The following is an 18,473-nucleotide window of genomic DNA, read 5'->3' as shown; positions in this document are numbered from 1 at the left end:
CATCGCCGTGCCTCCCTGAACGCCCTACCTTCGAGAGGACACCTCCGTGTCTGCTGCAAGACCGCTCACCACCCTGCGCACCGTCGCCGTCATAGCGGCGCTCCCCCTGCTGCTGACCGCCTGCGGCTACGGCGCCGAGTCCACCGACGACAACAAGCAGACCGAGGTCGCGGCGGACGCCAAGAAGCTCTCCGCCGACGAGGTCAAGGTCGGCTACTTCCCGAACCTCACGCACGCCACCGCTCTGGTGGGCGTCCAGGAGGGTCTGCTCCAGAAGGAGCTCGGCGGCACCAAGATCAAGCCGTCGACCTTCAACGCCGGTCCCTCCGAGATCGAAGCGCTGAACTCGGGTTCCATCGACATCGGCTGGATCGGCCCCTCCCCCGCCATCAACGGCTACACCAAGGCGGCCGGCAAGAACCTGCGCATCATCTCCGGTTCCGCGTCGGGCGGCGTGAAGCTCGTCGTCAACCCGGACAAGATCAAGTCCCTGAAGGACGTCAAGGGCAAGAAGATCGCCACTCCGCAGCTCGGCAACACCCAGGACGTGGCACTGCTCAACTGGATCTCCGAGCAGGGCTGGAAGGTCGACGCGGAGAGCGGCAAGGGCGACGTCTCCGTCGTCCGCACCGACAACAAGATCACCCCGGACGCCTACAAGTCCGGCTCGATCGACGGCGCGTGGGTTCCCGAGCCGACCGCGTCCAAGCTGGTCGCCGAGGGCGGCAAGGTGCTCCTCGACGAGGGCGACCTGTGGCCGGACAAGAAGTTCGTGATCACGAACATCATCGTCCGGCAGGACTTCCTCAAGGACCACCCGGACGTCGTCGAGGCCGTGCTGCGCGGTTCGGTGAAGACCAACGAGTGGATCAACGCCAACCCGGACAAGGCCAAGGCGTCGGCCAACGAGGCGCTCAAGGAGGAGTCAGGCAAGGCCCTGCCCGCCGAGGTCATCGACCCGGCCTGGAAGTCGATCACCTTCCTGGACGACCCGCTGGCCGCCACCCTCGGCACCGAGGCCGAGCACGCGGTGAAGGCCGGTCTGCTGGAGGAGCCCGACCTGAAGGGCATCTACGACCTCGCACCGCTCAACAAGGTCCTCAAGGCCGAGGGCAAGGACGAGGTCGACGACGCCGGTCTCGGCGTCAAGTAGCGACCCCCGCACCCGACGAGTCCCCAGGAGATGACGACCATGGCCACTACGACGGCCACGACCGCCAAGGTCGCCGAGGACACCACGGCGGTGCCGTATGCCGCCCGGATCGAGCACGTCTCGAAGTCCTTCCCGACGCCGGGCACTTCCGGCGGACAACAGCTCGTGCTGGACGACATCACGCTGGATGTCGCACCCGGCGAGTTCGTCACCCTCCTGGGGGCCTCCGGCTGCGGCAAGTCAACGTTGCTCAACCTGGTCGCGGGGCTGGACCTGCCGTCCGCCGGCTCGATCGGCACGGACGGCCGGCCCGCCCTGATGTTCCAGGAGCACGCGCTGTTCCCGTGGCTGACCGCGGGCAAGAACATCGAGCTCGCGCTCAGGCTGCGCGGGGTCGCCAAGGCGGAGCGCCGGCAGGAGGCGGAAGAGCTGCTGGAACTGGTCCGGCTGAAGGGCGCGTACGGCAAGCGGGTGCACGAGCTGTCCGGCGGTATGCGCCAGCGCGTCGCCCTGGCCCGGGCGCTGGCCCAGGAGAGCCGGCTGCTGCTGATGGACGAGCCGTTCGCCGCGCTCGACGCGATCACCCGGGACGTGCTGCACGACGAGCTGACCCGTATCTGGAAGGAGACGGGAAAGTCGGTGCTGTTCGTGACGCACAACGTGCGTGAGGCGGTGCGCCTGGCCCAGCGCGTGGTGCTGCTCTCCTCGCGCCCGGGCCGCATCGCCCGGGAGTGGACGATCGACATCCCGCAGCCGCGCCGCATCGAGGACACCGCGGTCGCCGAACTGTCCGTCGAGATCACCGAAGAACTGCGTGGGGAGATCCGCCGCCATGGCCAGCACTGACAAGGGCGTCGACACCGAGGCCGACGTCACCGAGGACCGCTCCACGGCGGCCGCGAAGCCGCAGGACCCGCACGATCTCGCGGGGCTGGAGGCCGGGCTCGACGCACTGGACTCGGTGCAGGTCAGCCGTACGCCGCTGCGCGAGACCCTGGTTCGCAAGGTGGTGCCGCCCGTCACCGCTGTCGCGCTGGTGCTGGTGGTCTGGCAGTTGCTGGTGTGGGCCGAGGTCGCCCCCGCCTACAAGCTGGCCTCGCCGTCCGACGTCTGGGGCGAGGTGCGCGAGGCCTGGCTCCAGGGCACGCTCCTCGACTACATCTGGACGTCCGTCTCACGCGGCCTGCTCGGCTTCCTGATCGCGCTCGCCATCGGTACGCCGCTCGGTCTGCTGGTCGCCCGGGTGAGGTTCGTCCGGGCGGCCGTCGGCCCCATCCTGTCCGGCCTGCAGTCGCTGCCGTCGGTGGCCTGGGTGCCGCCCGCCGTGCTGTGGCTGGGCCTCAACGACTCGATGATGTACGCCGTGATCCTGCTCGGCGCGGTCCCGTCCATCGCCAACGGCCTCGTCTCGGGCATCGACCAGATCCCGCCGCTCTTCCTGCGCGCCGGGCGCACCCTGGGCGCGACCGGGCTGCGCGAGGCCTGGCACATCGTGATGCCGGGGGCGCTGCCCGGCTATCTGGCGGGTCTGAAGCAGGGCTGGGCGTTCTCCTGGCGGTCCCTGATGGCCGCCGAGATCATCGCCTCCTCGCCCGATCTCGGCGTCGGTCTGGGCCAGTTGCTGGAGAACGGGCGCAACAACAGCAGCATGCCGCAGGTGTTCCTGGCGATCTTCCTGATCCTGCTGGTCGGCATCGCCATCGACCTGCTGATCTTCAGCCCGCTGGAGCGGCGGGTACTGCGGAGCCGGGGCCTGCTGGTCATCCGCTGAACGGACGCGGCCGGCCACCTCCGTTGGCGGCACCGGCGCGACCGAGGCTGCCCTTCTCGTCACCGAGAAGGGCAGCCTCTTGTTCAGCCGACCACGTTCCCGGACGGTCATGTGCACTCCCTGTCAAGGGGCTTGGAGGCCGGCCCCGGCTCCTCTCGCAACAGCGACGACCTCGCAGTTCATCCCGGTCCCGGCGGACCCGGACCCGCACCGGGTGCGCTTGACACTCACTGGGGCGAACAACGTACGTTGAGCCCGCAAGTTCCGGACGGGTGGAGGCCTTCGATGCAGGTACCTGGTGCGACGCCGCACAGTGCGTGCATGGGTACGCGGCTGATCACCCGGCGGCACGTCGACTACTGCCGCACGTCGTCCGCGGTCTGTCCTTCCCTGCACGGCTGATCTCTGCCGGTCCCGTGCGGCCGACTGTCTCGTCGGGTCTTCCGAGGGAACACCCTTGTCCGGCCCCACCGCGCCACGACCCCTGCGGGCCCGAGTTCGCCCGCTGCCGTCACCTGAACCCGTACGGCGTCACCAGCATGCGCCGTCACGCCGAGAACCGCTGACCCGGCTCTCTCCTCCCGCACATTTCACGTACAAGGGACGCCACCCATGTCTCAGCTCACCTCTCTTCCGGTGATCGACCTGTCCGCCGTCGACCGCGAGGCGCTCCACCGAGCCGCCCGCGACGTCGGCTTCTTCCAGCTGGTCGGCCATGGCATCACCCCCGCCGAGCAGGCCCGGCTGCTGGGCACCGCACGCGAGTTCTTCGCCCTCCCCGACTTCGACCGGAACGTGATCGACAACCTCAACTCCCCCCACTTCCGCGGCTACACGCGGATCGGCGAGGAGCACACCCAGGGCCGCCGTGACTGGCGCGACCAGCTCGACATCAGCAACGAGCTCCCGCCGCGCGTGCCCGAGCCGGACGAGCCCGCCTACTGGTGGCTGGAGGGACCGAACCAGTGGCCGCCGGCGCTGCCCGCGCTCCGTGAGGTCACGCTGGACTGGATGGCCCGGCTCAGCCGGGTCGCGCACCGCCTGCTGCACGAACTGCTCGGCGCGATCGGCGGCCCGGAGGACTTCTACGACGACGCCTTCTCCGGCAACCCGCGCAACCATCTGAAGCTGATCCGGTACCCGGGCCGCGCCCCGCAGGGCAACGACCAGGGCGTGGGCGTGCACAAGGACTACGGGTTCCTGACCCTGCTCCTGACGGACGAGGTGCCCGGCCTCCAGGTCGAGTCGGCGGGCGGCTTCATCGACGTGCCCCACCTGCCCGGCGCGTTCGTGGTGAATCTGGGCGAGCTGCTGGAAGTGGCCACCAACGGCTACCTCAAGGCGACCAACCACCGTGTCGTCTCCCCGCCGGGAGCCCGCGAGCGCTACTCCGCGCCGTTCTTCTACAACCCGCGCCTGGACGCCCACATCTCCCCCCTCCCCTTCCCCGGCGCGTCGGACGCGACGGGCGTCACCGACGACCCGGGCAACCCGCTGTACGCGGAGTTCGGCTGGAACGAGCTCAAGGGCTGGGTCCGCGCCCACCCCGAGGTGGTGAGGAAGCACCACCCGGAGCTGACGGCCGGCTGACCCGGCGCGGACGAGAAGGAGAGTTGCGGGCATGCCACAGGCCCGCTACTCGTCACGAGCGCCGTGTCGGCTGGATCCACCCCAGCGACCGCTCGACGGCCCGCTTCCAGCAGTCGTACTCCCACTCCCGCCGTTCGGGGTCCATGTCCGGTAGCCACTGGGCGGCCATGTGCCAGTTGCGGCGCAGGACCTGCAGGTCCGGCCAGTAGCCGGCCGCGAGCCCGGCGGCGTAGGCGGCGCCCAGCGATACCGTCTCGTGGACGAGCGGGCGTACGACGGGCACGTCGAGCACATCGGCCAGGATCTGCATCAGCAGGTGGTCGGAGGTCATGCCGCCGTCCACCTTGAGCTGCTTCAGGGCGAGCGCGGAGTCGGCGTTCATGGCGTCGACGACCTCCCGGGTCTGCCAGCCGGTGGCCTCCAGGACGGCTCGGGCCAGGTGGCCCTTCGTGATGTACGACGTGAGGCCGACGATGACGCCGCGGGCGTCGCTGCGCCAGTGCGGTGCGAACAGGCCGGAGAACGCGGGGACGATGTAGCAGCCGCCGTTGTCCTCGACGGTGCGCGCCAGCGTCTCGATCTCGGGGGCGCTGTGGATCAGGCCCAGCCGGTCACGGAACCACTGGACCAGCGAGCCGGTGACGGCGATCGGCCCTTCCAGCGCATAGACCGTGGGCTGGTCCGCGATCTTGTACGCGACCGTGGTGAGGAGCCCGTGCTCGGACCGTACGAGGTCGGTGCCGGTGTTCATCACCAGGAAGCTTCCGGTGCCGTAGGTGCACTTCGCCTCGCCCGGCGAGAAACAGGTCTGTCCGAACAGAGCCGCCTGCTGGTCGCCGAGGGCCGCGGTGATGCGCACGCCGGGGAGCAGTGCGCGGGCCTCGCCGTAGTCCTCCGCGGAGGAGCGGATCTCCGGCAGCATCGGGCGCGGCACCCCGAAGAAGTCCATGAGTGCTTCGTCCCAGGTCAGCGTGCGGATGTCCATGAGCATGGTGCGGCTGGCGTTGGTGACGTCGGTGATGTGCAGGCCGCCGTCGGTGCCGCCGGTGAGGTTCCAGATCAGCCAGCTCTCGATGGTGCCGAACAGCACCTCGCCGGCCCGGGCGCGCTGTTCCAGCCCGTCGACATTGTCGAACAGCCAGCGGATCCGGGGTGCGGAGAAGTAGGTCGACGGCGGCAGACAGCAGCGTTCGACGAAGAACTCGTCCCCCGGATCCTCCCTCAGCTCCTCGACGAGTGGGGCGGTGCGGGTGTCCTGCCAGACGATCGCGCGGCCGAGGGGAACGCCCGTGCGCGGGTCCCAGAGCACGGACGTCTCGCGCTGGTTGGCGATCCCGACGGCGGAGATCTGCCCGGCGTCGATACCGGCGTTGGAGAGCGCCTCGGGGACGACGCGCTGGAGGTTGCGCCAGATCTCCACGGCGTCGTGCTCGACCCAGCCGGGTCGGGGGAAGTACTGCTGGTGCTCGCGCTGGGCGACCGCGGCCAGCCGCCCGCCGTGGTCGAACAGGATGCATCGGGTGGAGGTGGTGCCCTGGTCGATGGACATCACATACCGGTCAACCATGATCGACCCTGCCTTCCGATGTGTCGCGGCGGTGCCGGTGACCTACCAGCGGACCGCGCCCAGGTCTCTGGAGATCGCACGTGCCGCCTCCCGCAGCACGGTGATCAGAGCCGGCACCGGCCGGCCTTTGGTGTCGCAGATCCGCTCGACGGCGCCGGACACACAGATCGCGCCCACCACGAGACCGCCCTGCCCCCGGATCGGCGCGGCGACGCCGGCCTCGCCCATGGTCATCTCCTGCACTTCCGCACCCCACCCCAGATCCCGTATCTCACCGAGCGCCCGGCTCAGCTCCTGCGGGTGGACCAGGGTGTGCCGGGTGTACGCCTCGGGTTCGGCCGACAGCACGAGGTCCAGGGGCGTGACCCCGAAGGCCAGGAGGACCTTGCCGAGCGAGGAGGCATGCAGCGGGAGCAGCGCGCCGACGTCCAGGGTCTGCAGGGTGTCGTCCGGCCGGAAGACATGGTGGATGACGAGCACCTTGCCCTCCAGGGGCGTGCCCAGCCGGACCGCCTCCCCGCTGCGGGCGGCCAGGGCGTCGGCCCAGTTGATGGAGCGCGAACGCAGTTCGTTGACGTCGAGGTAGCTGGTGCCGAGGTGCAGCAGAGCCGCCCCGAGCTGGTACTTCCCGGTCGCCGGGTCCTGCTCCACGAAGTCCACGTGTTGCAGCGTGCGCAGGATTCCATGGGCGGTGCCCTTGGCGAGGCCCAGGGACGACGCCACCTCCCCCAGCCCCAGCCGACGGGATCCGCTGGCGAGCAGGCGCAGGATCGCAGCGGCCCGCTCTATCGACTGGACGGGGCCGGCCATGAAGCGATGGTAGTCCGGCTTTTCCCGATTCGGGACCCTCGTTCGGTAATGCCGACCGAAGTTCGTTGACCGCTCACATGTCCTTCTTTAGCGTGCTTCACGCCCGGCTTGTGGGCGACCGGGCTTCCCCGAGGAGGAGGACACATGATCACTGCGCAGCTCGACGCCGCGCCCAGCGGGGAAGCCGTGCGCAGCGGAGAGGTCACGCCTGGTGGGGCGGCCACGCCCGGCGGAGGATTCCCGCCCGGCAAAGAAGCCGATCACGTCTTTTCGCTGCCGCACACCCCGGGGGCCGTCTCGGGCATACGCCGGCACATACGCGCGGTCCTCGCCGGCTGGAACCTGGCCGCGGAACTCACCGAAGAGATCCTGCTGGTGGTCTCGGAGCTTCTCACCAACGCGATCGTCCACGCCCTGCCCCCGGCGACGCTGAGGCTCTCCCTGAGCGGGGCGGACCGGTGCGGAGGGGTACGCGTCGAGGTCACCGACATGGGGCCCGCGACCCCGACGGAGCTGCGGGCCTCCGCCGTCGACCCGGACGAGCACGGCCGGGGCCTCGCCATCGTCACGGCGCTGGCGGCGCGGTGCGGCGTCGATGTGCACCCCGGCGGGACGAGTCGGTGGGCGGAACTGCAGCTCGGCGGGAGCTGAAGCCGATCGCCTGCGGCATCACGCGGACGGTGCGGGAGCGGGAGTACGCGATGGGGCGGGCTCCCAGGCGAATCCGTCCGGGTCGGTGAAGGCTCCGGCGGTGCCGCCCAGGACGACGCGGTGCGAACCGGTGCCCTCGGCGGTGACGCCGAGGTCCTTGGCCAGGCCGCGGCGCTTGTACAGCGCCAGCTTGACGGGGCCGGCGTCGCCGGAGGCGAACTCGGCGTACTTGCCGCCGAAACTCCGGGCCACGGTCAGGCCCCGGCCGACGTAGAACTGCCTGCTGGCCTTCACGTCCTCGACGCCCAGCAGCAGGACGATCTCGTCGATCTCGCGGGTGTCCGGGCCGGTGTCCTTCTTCGCCGAGGTCGCGACCTTCCAGATCGTCCCGTCGGGGGCCTGGACGACACCGCCGTAGCCCCACAGTGACTTCGCGGCGGGCTTCAGCACCGTGGCGCCGGCGTTGACGGCGGCGCCCAGGAAACCGTCGACGGTGGCCGGCCCGGACACGGTGAGTGCCAGGGTGAAGCCGCGGAATCCGGTGGACTGCGCCTCGGACGCCCGCAGGACTATGTGCGCGTCCACGCCGAAGGAGGTGTAGAAGTGGCGGGCGGACTCGGGGTCGGCGACCTCAAGGGTGACGGATGCGAGGGACTTGGTGGATTCGGTGGTTGCCATGACCATCACGCTAGGGGCGGCCCGGCATCCGGGGCTTCTCGATTCCTGACCGGTCTGACCCACCCGCTCCGCGCCACACGTCGGCGCCCCCGCCACCGTGACGACGGACGGGGGCCGAGAGGAGGGGCACCCGCATGGAGCGGCGAGCGAGAAGGCGGCCCGAGGGGCTGTTCGTGGGGCTGTGCACACTGGACGTCATCCAGCTCGTCGATCATGTCCCGGCTTCCGACGAGAAACTCACGGCCCGCGAGCAGACCGTGGCCGCGGGCGGCCCGGCGGCGAACGCGGCCGTGACCTTCGCCCACCTGGGCGGCTCCGCCGCACTGCTCACCGCCATCGGCTCCCACCCGCTGGCCCTCGCGGTCACCGCCGACCTGGACCGGGCGGGTGTGACCGTGTCGGACCTGGCGCCCGACGCGACCGACCCGCCCGCCGTGTCCTCGATCATGGTCACCGCCTCCACCGGTCAACGCGCCGTCGCCTCGACCAACGCCACCGGACACCGGCTGGCCCCGCCCGACGATCTCGGCGCGCTGGTGGCAGCCTGCGATATCGTCCAACTCGACGGCCACCACATGGAACTGGCCACGGCCACCGCCCGCACCGCGCGCACCGTCGGCCGCCGTACCGTCCTCGACGCGGGCAGTTGGAAGCCGGGCACACAGAAACTGCTGGAGTCGATCGAGGTGGCCGTCTGTTCCGCCGACTTCCGTCCCCCCGGCACCCGCACCCCCACCGACGTCCTGCGTTTTCTCCGACAGCAGGGAGTGGCCTGGACGGCGGTCAGCCAGGGCGGACGGCCCCTCGTGTGGGCCGGCCCCGAGGGCGGCGGGACCGTCGACGTGCCCAGTGTGCCGGTCGCGGACACCCTGGGCGCCGGGGACGTCCTGCACGGAGCCCTCACCCATCACCTCGCCGCCCGAGGGCAGCTGACCTCGCAGGACTTCGTCCAGGCGCTGCGGGCCGCCGCCCTCGTGGCGTCACGGGCGTGCGCCTCGTTCGGCACCCGGGCCTGGATGCACTGACGGCGGAGTTGTAGACGGCAGGGAGTCGCCTGCCGCGTCCTCGTCCGCCTGGGCGGATATCCGGGCGCCCGACTGTCACCACTGACCGCTCCGGCAACCACGACCGCGCTGTCCGACGCACTGGGACGTGTCCTCCGCCTGCTGCCACAGGCCCCCTCGGCGAGACAACCTCGACGACGATCCGACGGACCATCTCGTCGCCGCGACGGCGACCGGGCAGGGGCGGGACACCGATCGGCGCCCCGCCCCCGGACCGGAGGGCCGCTGGATCAGGCCGTGGCGGGCATTGGCTCGGCGGCGGACGGGGCCGCCAGTCGGCCTGTGCGGTGCAGGCCGTACAGGGCGGCCGCGCATGCCGTACCGAGCGCGAACAGCGAGATCCACGGCAGCGCGGGCATCCCGGCCGCCCGGGCCGCGTCGAGCGCGGCACCGGTGCCCAGGTTCCCGACGGTGATGCCGATACCGCAGATGGTGTTGTACAGCCCGTAATGCGTGGCGACGAGGCGGTCACCGCAGAGGCGGACGATGGTGTCCATCTCGAACGGGTAGGCGATCATCGTGCCGACGGCGAGCAGCAGCGCGGCCAGCGTCGGCGGCACCGAGGCGAGCAGCCACCGCCCGATCCCTGCCTCCGGTACGGGCACGGCGACGGCCAGCAGCAGAGGGATGAACGCCGAGCCCATGACCGCCAGCCCGCGCACCAGCGCCTGACCGGGCTCGTACCGCGCCTTGCACCACGCCGTCACCCGCGTCTGACCGAGGATCGTGCTCAGCCCGGACACCGCGAACAGCGCCGCGACCGCCGCCGTCCCGAACTCCCCGTCGCCGCCGAGCCGGCGCACCTCCAGCGGCAGCGCCAGATAGACCTGGAACGACAGGACGTACGAACCGATCATGGCGAGGGAGAAGAGCAGGAACGGCCGGTTGGCGAGGATCCCGCGCCACTGGGCGAGCACGCCCGCACCGCCCTCGGTCTCCTGCCGTCCGGCGCCCTCGGCCCGCCTGGCCGGCAGCGCGCGGATCTGTACGACGCTCAGCAGCGCGAAGATCCCGGCCGCCACCAGGCAGGTGACGCGGAAGTCCACCCCGGTCAGCACCATGCCCACCAGCGGGCCGAGCAGGATGCCTGCCTGGTAGAACACGTTGAACAGGGCGAACGCCTCGACCCTGCGCTCCCCCGCGTCGGCCGCGAGGTAGGCCCGTACGGCCGGGTTGAACAGGGCGCCGGCCAGCCCGGCGGCCGCGGAGGCGGCGAGCAGCGCGGGCAGCGAGTCGACCAGGCCGAGCGTCGCGAAGCCGAGGGTGCGCAGCACGCATCCGGCGATGATCATCGGCTTGTAGCCGAGCCGGTCGGCGAGCGTGCCGCCGACCAGGAACATGCCCTGCTGGCTGAAGTTCCGTACGCCGAGGACGAGTCCGACGATCCACCCGGCCAGGCCGAGGGTGCCGGAGAGGTGGGCGGCCAGATAGGGCATCAGCATGTAGAAGCCGAGGTTGATGGTGAACTGGTTCACCATCAACAACTGGACGCTGCGTTCGTACGACCGAACTTGGGTGAGCATCCCCTTCACCGGCCCTCCTCCACGAGGTCGGACCCGCCGTCCGGCGCGTCCTCTGCGACGTCCCGTGCCGCGCCTCCCAGGGTGAGGGGGTCGATCACGGTGGTGCACCGGGTCCAGCTGGTGACCTCCTTCTCGTCCAGGCGGCCGATCAGCTCGGGTTCGGGCGCGGGCGGGGCGTGGAGGAGGCCGTGTGCGGCGCAGTAGTCGTCGTCGTAGACCGTCCCCAGGTAACGCTGCGGGCCGTCGGGGAAGATCGCGACGATCCGTGCGTCGGCGGGCATGGTCCGGGCCAGCCAGCCGGCCACCAGCGCGACCGCGCCGACGCTCCAGCCGCCGGTGGCGTAGTGGGAGGCGGCCAGTTGACGGCACGTCCACACGGCCTCGGCCGGGGCCACCCAGTGCACCTCGGAGAAGTTCTCGTAGGCGACGTTGCGGGGGTAGATGCTGGAGCCGAGGCCGCGCATCAGCCGGGGCCGTGCGGGCTGGCCGAAGATCGTCGAACCGGTCGTGTCCACGCCGACGACGGTCAGTTCCGGGTAGAGCTGGCGCAGGACGCGGGACACGCCCGCCGAATGGCCGCCGGTGCCGACGCTGCACACCAGCACGTCGATGTGGCCCGTCTCGGAGGCGAGTTCAAGGGCCAGCGGGGTGTAGGCGGCGACGTTGTCCGGGTTGTTGTACTGGTCCGGGCACCATGAGTCGGGGTGCTGCTCCAGCAGCCGCTGCACGCGTTCACGGCGGGCCTGCTGCCAGCCGCCCGTGGGATGCGGTTCGGAGACGACGTTGACCTGGGCGCCGTACGCGGTGAGCAGCCGGGTCATGGACAACTCCAGCCCCGGATCGGTGACCAGGGTGACCGGGTGGCCGTACACCATCCCGGCCAGGGCCAGCCCGAGGCCCAGGGTTCCGCTCGTGGACTCGATGATGCGTCCGCCGGGCCGCAGGTCGCCCCGGGCCCGGGCCCGCTCCACCATGTGCAGGCCCGGACGGTCCTTGATACCACCGGGGTTGAACCCCTCAAGCTTCGCCCAGAAGCCACGTCCGGCCGGGGCGAGCGGCTGCGACACCCGCAGCAGCGGGGTGTTGCCCACCAGCCCGGAGAGGGCGGCCCGGCCCGAGGGGACTGCGGCCTTGGTCAATGACTGCATGTCTGTGTTTTCACTCTCGCTCGATGAATGCACGGTGCGGGTTCATCTCGCGTCCACGGCGAGCAGGCGGACCACGCGGTCCGCGTCGTCACCACGGGGGCGCGGCAGCCGACGAGGTCGGCCGGCTGCGAGCGAGTGGTCTAGATCCGCCAGCGAGACGTACGGACGAGCGCGACTCGGCCGGTGCGTGCGCTTCGACGTCTGCGGGACTCACGCCGCACGGGAGGTCTTCCCGCCGCCAGGGCCCCGGCGGCGGGTACGACCACGTCCATCGCGTCGAGGGGAGGATCCTCGGCGTACGGGAAGGCATTGCGAACAATCGCGTCCGCGGCGCAGTCCTCGGCCTCATGGGGGTCGCGGGGGCCGTGGGGTCCGTGACGGTCCCCATGGCCCCCGCCGGCGGCCACCGCCGACGAGACGGCGGGCATGGACACCGACGCGTGCGTCTGCTCGGTCGCTCCGTGAATGACGGCGCACAGCATCAGCACCATCACCAGGATGGCGCGGGTCCCCGAGACGAATCCACGCCACCGGGACGCCCCGCGGGGGGTCCATGTCGCGTGTGCGGGCATTCGGGAGTGTGTCGGCACAAGTCCTCCGCGCTGCTGCCTCGCCTCCGGCATGGGCGGAGTGAGACGCAGGCATGGGTGGGGGCAGGACGGCATCGACGAACGTGACGACCCCTCACGAGCATGGGATACGACACTCGTCGCGCGATAGCGGCCGAACCGGTGACAGACAGTCAGCAGGACAGTCAGCAGGCCGGTCGGATGACGCCGCCCTCCTAGACCTGCCGCACCACGGAGGCGGCCCTCAGGGCCACTGGGGACACCCCGTCGACGGACCGACCGATGGCAGGCGGACGCAGGGGCGAGGCCCCGTCAACACCGGTCGCTTGGCGAACCCATGCCGCAAAGCAGGGCGCCGCCACGGCATAACCCTGCTGAGGTTGCCCGGACACGCACTGCTCGCCGGAATGCGACGCCGCATGACCGCCACGGTGATCGTCGATTTGGCCAGTGATGAGCGGCGCGGGCTCAACGGCCGGATCCGGATGAAGAACCCCGTCACCCGGCAGCGCCGCAGAGTCCGCCGCGCTGCTGGAGAGGTGCCCGTCGGCGCTCTCCATGTGCCCGCAGTGTGTCACGAGGACGCCGAACAGCAGGGCGGCCATGGCCAGCACGCGCAGCAGCGGACGCCCGCCAAAGCGGGTCCCGCCGACGCACCAGGGCAACCGAGCCGTAACCATGCCGTGATCGTATCGGACCCCAGGACATGCCCCTCGCTCATGTGCCGCCCAACCACCAGAAATGGCCACGGGGAGTGCCGGAAACCTCCGACACTCCCCCTGACCTGCTGCTTCGCAGGTCGGGACGACAGGATTTGAACCTGCGCCCCCTTCCCCCCAGGAGTAGGGGTCAAGGTTTCAGGGCCCGCATGTTCACCGAGTCGGTCGCGCAGCGGGACCGGTCCAACTCGCCGCGGGCGCCGAGGACCGGGAAGGGCCGCAGCCGCACGTCGAGGAGATCCGGGAGGCACCCGGTCGTTTCCGCTGGCTGCGGCACACTCCACGGGGTGAGGTGGCCGGGAGTCGTGCATCGGCCGGCCCCGTTGGCGTGCCACCTGCGGGGCCAGGGTGATTCCTCGCGCGCGGGCGGCGCGTATGCCCGCAAAGGGAGGATAGTTGGGGCCCAGAAGCACACTCCTCGGGTAGCAGGCCGTCGCTCGATGGCTCGGCGGCGGCCGACTCGTGGCCCGGGCGCAGCAAGGCTCACGTTCCAGGCCCCCCCGGGGTGGGCTGGGGCGGAAGGGGCGAAAGCATGCCGTACAGGAAGACCGCTGTGCTGGTGGGGTTACTGTTCCTCTCGTCGACGCTGACCTTCTCCGTCGGCAGCTCGCTCCTGGAGGACTATTTCTCCGGCACGGACTCCGGAGCGAGACGGCTCCTCGCGGGCGTGCTGCTGGAGAGTTACACGGGTCTTGCGGTCGCCGGGATCGGCGTCGCACTGTTCCCCGTGCTGAAGCCGCACGGAATGCTCCTCTCGGCCGGGTATCTGACTCTCAGGTGCGCGGAATGCGCTGCCATCATTGCGGTCGGGTGCTATTTCCTCGTGAGCAAGAACGAATTGACGGATTACGATCTGCTGGTCTACGCGTTCTCCGGCGCCGGTGGTCTGGTCCTGTCCTACCTCCTGCTGCGTTCCGGGCTGGTCGCACGGTGGCTTTCGGTACTCGGACTGGTGGGCTACGCCGTTCTGCTGGCGGGAGTGGCGAGTGACCTGCTGGGGCTCGTGGACATCAACTCCGGTGCCGGGGCCGCGTTCTACGTTCCTGGTGGCTTGTTCGAAGCAGTGCTTCCGCTGATGCTGATCTTCAAGGGATTCCGCCTCGTCGTGCCGGCGCCCGGCACGGGCGATCGTGATGAGCGGCCGATGCCCAAGGGGGCCCGCGGATGACCCCGCCCGGCGGGACCTCGCTGGCGGTACGCGATGCCGCTCTGGTCGCGGGAACGGGAATCCTGGCCATGGTCCCGTTGGCGATCTTCGCCAATTTCGGCGTGCTGGAGAACCTGGTCACCGAGGACGACGCGGCACGCACCGCCCAGGACATCCGCGGTTCCGAGGCGCTTTTCCGCTTCGGCACGGTCGCCCTGTTCCTGGTCGCTGTCCTGGACGTGGTGGTGGCCTGGGCACTGATGGTCTTCTTCCAGCCGGCGCACAAGGGAATCGCGACGCTCGCGGCCTGGTTCAGGCTCGCCTACGCGGGCGTGCTCCTCGTCGCCGTCACCCAACTCGTCGGGGCGTTGCCCCCGGCCCAGGACGCCGAGTCCCTGGGGGCGTACAGCGCGGACCAACTGGACGCCGAAGCACTCATGCGCATCGATGCCTTCCACGACATCTGGGACGCCGGGCTCATCTTCTTCGGCGTCCACCTCCTGTTGCTGGGGTTCCTCGCCTTCACGTCGGGCTACGTACCCCGGGTGCTGGGCGTCCTGCTGGCCCTCGCGGGGCTCGGCTATCTCGTGGACAGCCTCGGTGCCTTCCTCTCCCCCGGGTACTCGGCCGAGGCGGCCGTGTTCACCGGCGTAGGCGAACTCATCCTCATGATCTGGCTCCTGACCATAGGCAGAAGCGTCGGCTCACGGCTTCCTGTACAGGCCGAGACGTCGCCCTGAGCGGGAGTTTCCGTGCCGCGTGACGCGTCACGCGCGGGCGACCCATACGCCGTCGTTGCCGAAGCCGACGATGTCCGCCTTCCCGTCTCCGGTGGTGTCCGCCAGGAGACGGGGGTGCTTGTCGACCCGCCAGCCTCCGGCGCTGTACCCGAAATGCGGCCTGACCAGCCCCGGCGTGTCGAACTGACCGTCGCCGAGCGACCGGGCCATCCATACGCCTTCGGCGCCGAACCCAACGATGTCGGCCAGGCCACTGTCTCCGGTGGTGTCCGCCAGGAGACGGGGGTGCTTGTCGACCCGCCAGCCTCCGGCGACGTAGCCGAACTGGTTGACGACGAGCTTGGGTTCCTGGAAGGTCCCGTCGCCGTTGGAGACCGCGGTCCATACACCGTGGTCACCGAAGGCGACGATGTCCGCCCTCGGATCGCGGGTGATGGTCGCCATGAGGCGCGAGTGCTTCTCCACCCGCCAGCCGGACTCGTAACCGAGGTCGGCGATCACGAACGTCGGCTCCTTGAACGTCCCGTCCCCGTTCGACAGCGCGGTCCACACACCCTGATCACCGAAGCCGACAATGTCCGCGGTGCCGTCGCCGGTGATGTCCGCCATGAAGCGGGGATGCCTCTCCACCCGCCACCCGGACTCGTAACCGAAGTCGGCGATCACGAACGTCGGCTCCTTGAACGTCCCGTCCCCGTTCGACAGCGCGGTCCACACACCCTGATCACCGAAGCCCACGATGTCCGCGGTGCCGTCGCCGGTGATGTCCGCCATGAAGCGGGGATGCCTCTCCACCCGCCACCCGGACTCGTAACCGAAGTCGGCGATCACGAACGTCGGCTCCTTGAACGTCCCGTCCCCGATGGCCAGCGCGGTCCACACACCCTGATCACCGAAGCCGACAATGTCGTCACCGCTCCTGCTGGTCACATCCGCCAGGAAGCGGGGGTGCTTCTCCACTCGCCAGCCGGATTCGTAGCCGAGGTCGGCCACGACACGTCGCGGCGTCCCGAAGCGTCCGCCGGGCTGCCCCGGTGACATATACACGCCGTCCTCGGCGAAGCCGAAGATGCCCGGCCGCCTGTTGGCCGTCACGCGCGCCAGTGTCCGCACGTGCCGGTCGGTCCGGTAACCCCCTTTCTCGTAGCCGTAGTCGCGCAGCAGCAGTCGCGGGGACCAGCCGAGGTGGCCGGGGGTGTACTGGCACAGCGTAAGGATGTTGGACTTCATGAGGCAGTCGGCGCCCGTGCCGCCCGCGCACCTCTCGCAGTTTCCGTTGACGAGGCCATAACGCCCGTGGGAACCACCGCAGTCGCAGGGAGGAACTGCCGACATGTACTCGTCGGGACAGCCGAAGACGTGCCCGGTCTCATGGGCGAAGACGGTGTCGATGTTGTCCGGCCCGTAGAGGCTGTTGTCGTAGTCCATCACCACGCGGGTGCGATCGACGGCCGCGTAAGCGAAGTGGTAGAGCGGGTACCTGGCGAAGAAGACGCAGTACGTCCAGCGGGTACTGAAGCGTTGGCGAAGGTCCTCGATGTAGGAGCGGACCCCACCCGGGCCGGCCTTGTAGCCAAGCTCCGCCAACGTCGGATCGCGCCAAACGGCCTCCAACTTCTCGGCACGCACGGCCGGGTCCACTTCCGTGCCCGCGTCCGGGTCAGGGGACACGGTCAGTGACACGTTCTGGATGTCGTAGACGAAGCTGATGCCCGCGAGCGGGTTGGTCGTGGCGAAGAAGCCCAGGCCGCCCTGCACTTCGGCCACGGCCTTGACCACTTCGTCCTCGGTGAACTGCAGATCGTCCGTCGGCCCCTGCACGAAGACGATGCCGACCGCGACGCTCCCCTCCAGGTACTCACTGTTCGTCGAATGCGGCTGGACATCCGCGCCCAGCTCACCGGAATCCGACCGCGGGCCCCCCGCTGTGGTGCAGCCCGGCATGTCCCAGGTCTCGCCCGCTCGTGGCCGCTTCTCCTTAGCCACGCGGTACGCGTCCGACTCCCGCAGCCGCAGCGCCGCCAGACCCAGCGCCTCGGCCCCGGTCAGACCGTCCGTCTCGCCGGGCTCCGGCCCTCCCAGATCGACGTCGGGCCCCTCGGGAACGGCCACGATGCTGACCCGCCCGTACCGGTGCAGCGTGTACCCGCCCCCGGGCCACGACTGCGCCGCGCTCCCCTGCGCGACATCCGGGCCCAGTACCGCATGCTCAGTGACATCGAGGATTCCAGCCATTGCCCTCACCCATTCCACGTCGGCGGCCGAAAACCAGGACGTCCCTGCCTCACCCGGCCCCGACGTTCCAGGCGCGCCGGCCATCCGCTACGGCCGGGCTCCTGCGCAGACCACGCGCTCTCCCCGTTCACGAACCACAGACGCCCCTCGGCGCAAGCCCCCGCGTGCTCCGGGCCCCACGCTTCCCCCGCCACCGCAAACCGTCAATACGCGCAGCCGTCGCCCGCCCCGGGCAACCTGGCGTACTTCCCTCGGCCGAGGAGGCACTGCCCCAGCACCAGCCCGCCGCCGTGCTCCGCTCGCTCGGAGCTGCCCCCCAAGGGGGAGCTCCCGTCTGGGTGCGGTGGGAATTCGCCAGTACTCTCCAGCAGTTCAGCGCGAGGAGTGTGTTGATGGAACGGCGGTATATGGGGACCAGCGACGCCTCGACATATCTGGACATGGCCGAACGGTGGATGTACCGCGAGTCTCGTCGGCATGGCATACCGAGGTTCTGCTTCGGAGGCAAGCTGAAGTTCAAGGGCGACGACCTTGAACGATGGGTCCGACAGCAGAGGGGCGCGTGAAGGGGGGCCAGAGCATGAGTTCAGGCCCCATTCGTGTCTGCCGTTCTTAGACGCGGATGCCGATCACGTTGACGAGAAACTTGACCACCACTTCGACGACGGGGATCACGTCGGTGATGCCGGTGATGGGATTGATGATCACATGAAACCTACTGGTAGTTGGATGTCATGACCCATAACGCCGTCCGGCGTCACGGGCGCGAGGTGCGGGTACTGCTCGGCTCGTCCTTCTGTCAGGCCAGGGGTGGCGGCCCTCACAGGTCACGCTGCGGAGCGGCCCTACACCGTCCGGCATCCAGCCAACGAGCCGCTACCCCACGCCGTTGCTCAACCCACAGGCGTGCCCATTCACCGGCGGCCCTCGAACTCAGGCCCGCCCCAGCCGCCCACTGCCACGTCCTGCCCCAGACAGCAGGCCGTTCGTCCAAGCGCCCCTGCATACCAACGATCACTGAACCTGGGCCCTGCGCAGCGAGGAGAGCGCCGTGGGGGGGGGGGGGGGGGGGGGGGGGGGGGGCGCCCCCCCCGCCCGCCGCCCCCCC

17 protein-coding genes are annotated in these 18,473 nt (G+C 70.0%); 9 read left to right on the top strand and 8 right to left on the bottom strand.

The genetic code is table 11. The features are described 5' to 3' along the window. The first annotated feature begins 46 nt into the window (after positions 1-46). The 4 genes from POF73_RS06400 (at position 47) to POF73_RS06385 (ending at position 4,514) form a co-directional block, all read left to right on the top strand. Positions 47-1,153, top strand: a complete 1,107-nt coding sequence (locus POF73_RS06400) for an ABC transporter substrate-binding protein (protein ID WP_272113504.1) — start codon at positions 47-49, stop codon at positions 1,151-1,153. 30 nt (positions 1,154-1,183) lie between these two features. Next, the gene (locus tag POF73_RS06395) at positions 1,184-1,999 is read left to right on the top strand and encodes an ABC transporter ATP-binding protein (RefSeq protein WP_272113502.1); all 816 of its coding nucleotides are present in this window, start codon (positions 1,184-1,186) and stop codon (positions 1,997-1,999) included. Next, positions 1,986-2,924 carry an ABC transporter permease gene (locus tag POF73_RS06390; RefSeq protein WP_272113501.1) on the top strand — a complete coding sequence of 313 codons (939 nt, stop codon included), beginning with the start codon at positions 1,986-1,988 and terminating at the stop codon, positions 2,922-2,924. Before POF73_RS06395 ends, POF73_RS06390 begins: the two co-directional genes overlap by 14 nt. Positions 2,925-3,536: 612 nt before the next feature. Further along, the gene (locus POF73_RS06385) at positions 3,537-4,514 is read left to right on the top strand and encodes an isopenicillin N synthase family dioxygenase (RefSeq protein ID WP_272113500.1); all 978 of its coding nucleotides are present in this window, start codon (positions 3,537-3,539) and stop codon (positions 4,512-4,514) included. A 52-nt stretch (positions 4,515-4,566) separates the two neighbouring features. Here the strand turns inward: POF73_RS06385 and glpK are convergent, their stop codons facing one another. Then, a complete protein-coding gene (gene glpK / locus POF73_RS06380; protein ID WP_272113499.1) occupies positions 4,567-6,081 on the bottom strand; it encodes a glycerol kinase GlpK in 1,515 nt (504 codons plus the stop codon). A gap of 42 nt (positions 6,082-6,123) precedes the next feature. Continuing rightward, on the bottom strand, positions 6,124-6,891 hold the full coding sequence (locus POF73_RS06375) for an IclR family transcriptional regulator (RefSeq protein WP_272113498.1): 768 nt from the start codon (positions 6,889-6,891) through the stop codon (positions 6,124-6,126). 144 nt (positions 6,892-7,035) lie between these two features. On the opposite strand from POF73_RS06375, the gene POF73_RS06370 reads away from it, so the two are divergent. Continuing rightward, positions 7,036-7,542, top strand: a complete 507-nt coding sequence (locus POF73_RS06370) for an ATP-binding protein (protein ID WP_272113497.1) — start codon at positions 7,036-7,038, stop codon at positions 7,540-7,542. An 18-nt stretch (positions 7,543-7,560) separates the two neighbouring features. Here POF73_RS06370 and POF73_RS06365 read toward each other — a convergent pair whose 3' ends face one another. Further along, positions 7,561-8,226 carry a glyoxalase gene (locus POF73_RS06365; protein WP_272113496.1) on the bottom strand — a complete coding sequence of 222 codons (666 nt, stop codon included), beginning with the start codon at positions 8,224-8,226 and terminating at the stop codon, positions 7,561-7,563. Between the two features lie 128 nt (positions 8,227-8,354). Between POF73_RS06365 and POF73_RS06360 the strand changes: the two genes are divergently transcribed. Then, positions 8,355-9,245, top strand: a complete 891-nt coding sequence (locus POF73_RS06360) for a PfkB family carbohydrate kinase (RefSeq protein WP_272113495.1) — start codon at positions 8,355-8,357, stop codon at positions 9,243-9,245. Positions 9,246-9,514: 269 nt separating this feature from the next. Here POF73_RS06360 and POF73_RS06355 read toward each other — a convergent pair whose 3' ends face one another. From POF73_RS06355 to POF73_RS06340, 4 genes are all read right to left on the bottom strand, one after another. Continuing rightward, positions 9,515-10,807 (bottom strand): MFS transporter, encoded by a 1,293-nt coding sequence (locus tag POF73_RS06355; RefSeq protein WP_443049439.1) that lies wholly within the window; start codon positions 10,805-10,807, stop codon positions 9,515-9,517. Between the two features lie 5 nt (positions 10,808-10,812). After that, positions 10,813-11,955 carry a PLP-dependent cysteine synthase family protein gene (locus POF73_RS06350; RefSeq protein ID WP_272113492.1) on the bottom strand — a complete coding sequence of 381 codons (1,143 nt, stop codon included), beginning with the start codon at positions 11,953-11,955 and terminating at the stop codon, positions 10,813-10,815. A gap of 140 nt (positions 11,956-12,095) precedes the next feature. Then, entirely contained in the window at positions 12,096-12,527 is a 432-nt protein-coding gene (locus tag POF73_RS06345; protein WP_272113491.1) for a hypothetical protein, read from the bottom strand. 212 nt (positions 12,528-12,739) lie between these two features. After that, entirely contained in the window at positions 12,740-13,204 is a 465-nt protein-coding gene (locus POF73_RS06340; RefSeq protein WP_272113490.1) for a hypothetical protein, read from the bottom strand. Positions 13,205-13,775: 571 nt separating this feature from the next. On the opposite strand from POF73_RS06340, the gene POF73_RS06335 reads away from it, so the two are divergent. Together POF73_RS06335 and POF73_RS06330 are read left to right on the top strand one after the other, a co-directional pair. Then, a complete protein-coding gene (locus tag POF73_RS06335; protein ID WP_272113489.1) occupies positions 13,776-14,411 on the top strand; it encodes a DUF4386 domain-containing protein in 636 nt (211 codons plus the stop codon). After that, on the top strand, positions 14,408-15,130 hold the full coding sequence (locus tag POF73_RS06330; protein ID WP_272113488.1) for a DUF4386 domain-containing protein: 723 nt from the start codon (positions 14,408-14,410) through the stop codon (positions 15,128-15,130). Before POF73_RS06335 ends, POF73_RS06330 begins: the two co-directional genes overlap by 4 nt. A gap of 27 nt (positions 15,131-15,157) precedes the next feature. Here the strand turns inward: POF73_RS06330 and POF73_RS06325 are convergent, their stop codons facing one another. After that, a complete protein-coding gene (locus POF73_RS06325; protein WP_272113487.1) occupies positions 15,158-17,365 on the bottom strand; it encodes a hypothetical protein in 2,208 nt (735 codons plus the stop codon). A 392-nt stretch (positions 17,366-17,757) separates the two neighbouring features. Between POF73_RS06325 and POF73_RS46150 the strand changes: the two genes are divergently transcribed. Further along, positions 17,758-17,931 carry a helix-turn-helix domain-containing protein gene (locus tag POF73_RS46150; RefSeq protein WP_443049438.1) on the top strand — a complete coding sequence of 58 codons (174 nt, stop codon included), beginning with the start codon at positions 17,758-17,760 and terminating at the stop codon, positions 17,929-17,931. The last annotated feature ends 542 nt before the right edge of the window (positions 17,932-18,473 follow it).

This window comes from Streptomyces sp. HD, from assembly GCF_028369295.1.
GTDB lineage: Bacteria > Actinomycetota > Actinomycetes > Streptomycetales > Streptomycetaceae > Streptomyces.
Note: the sequence above shows the minus strand (reverse complement) of the source record. Positions and strands in the feature narration are given on the sequence as shown.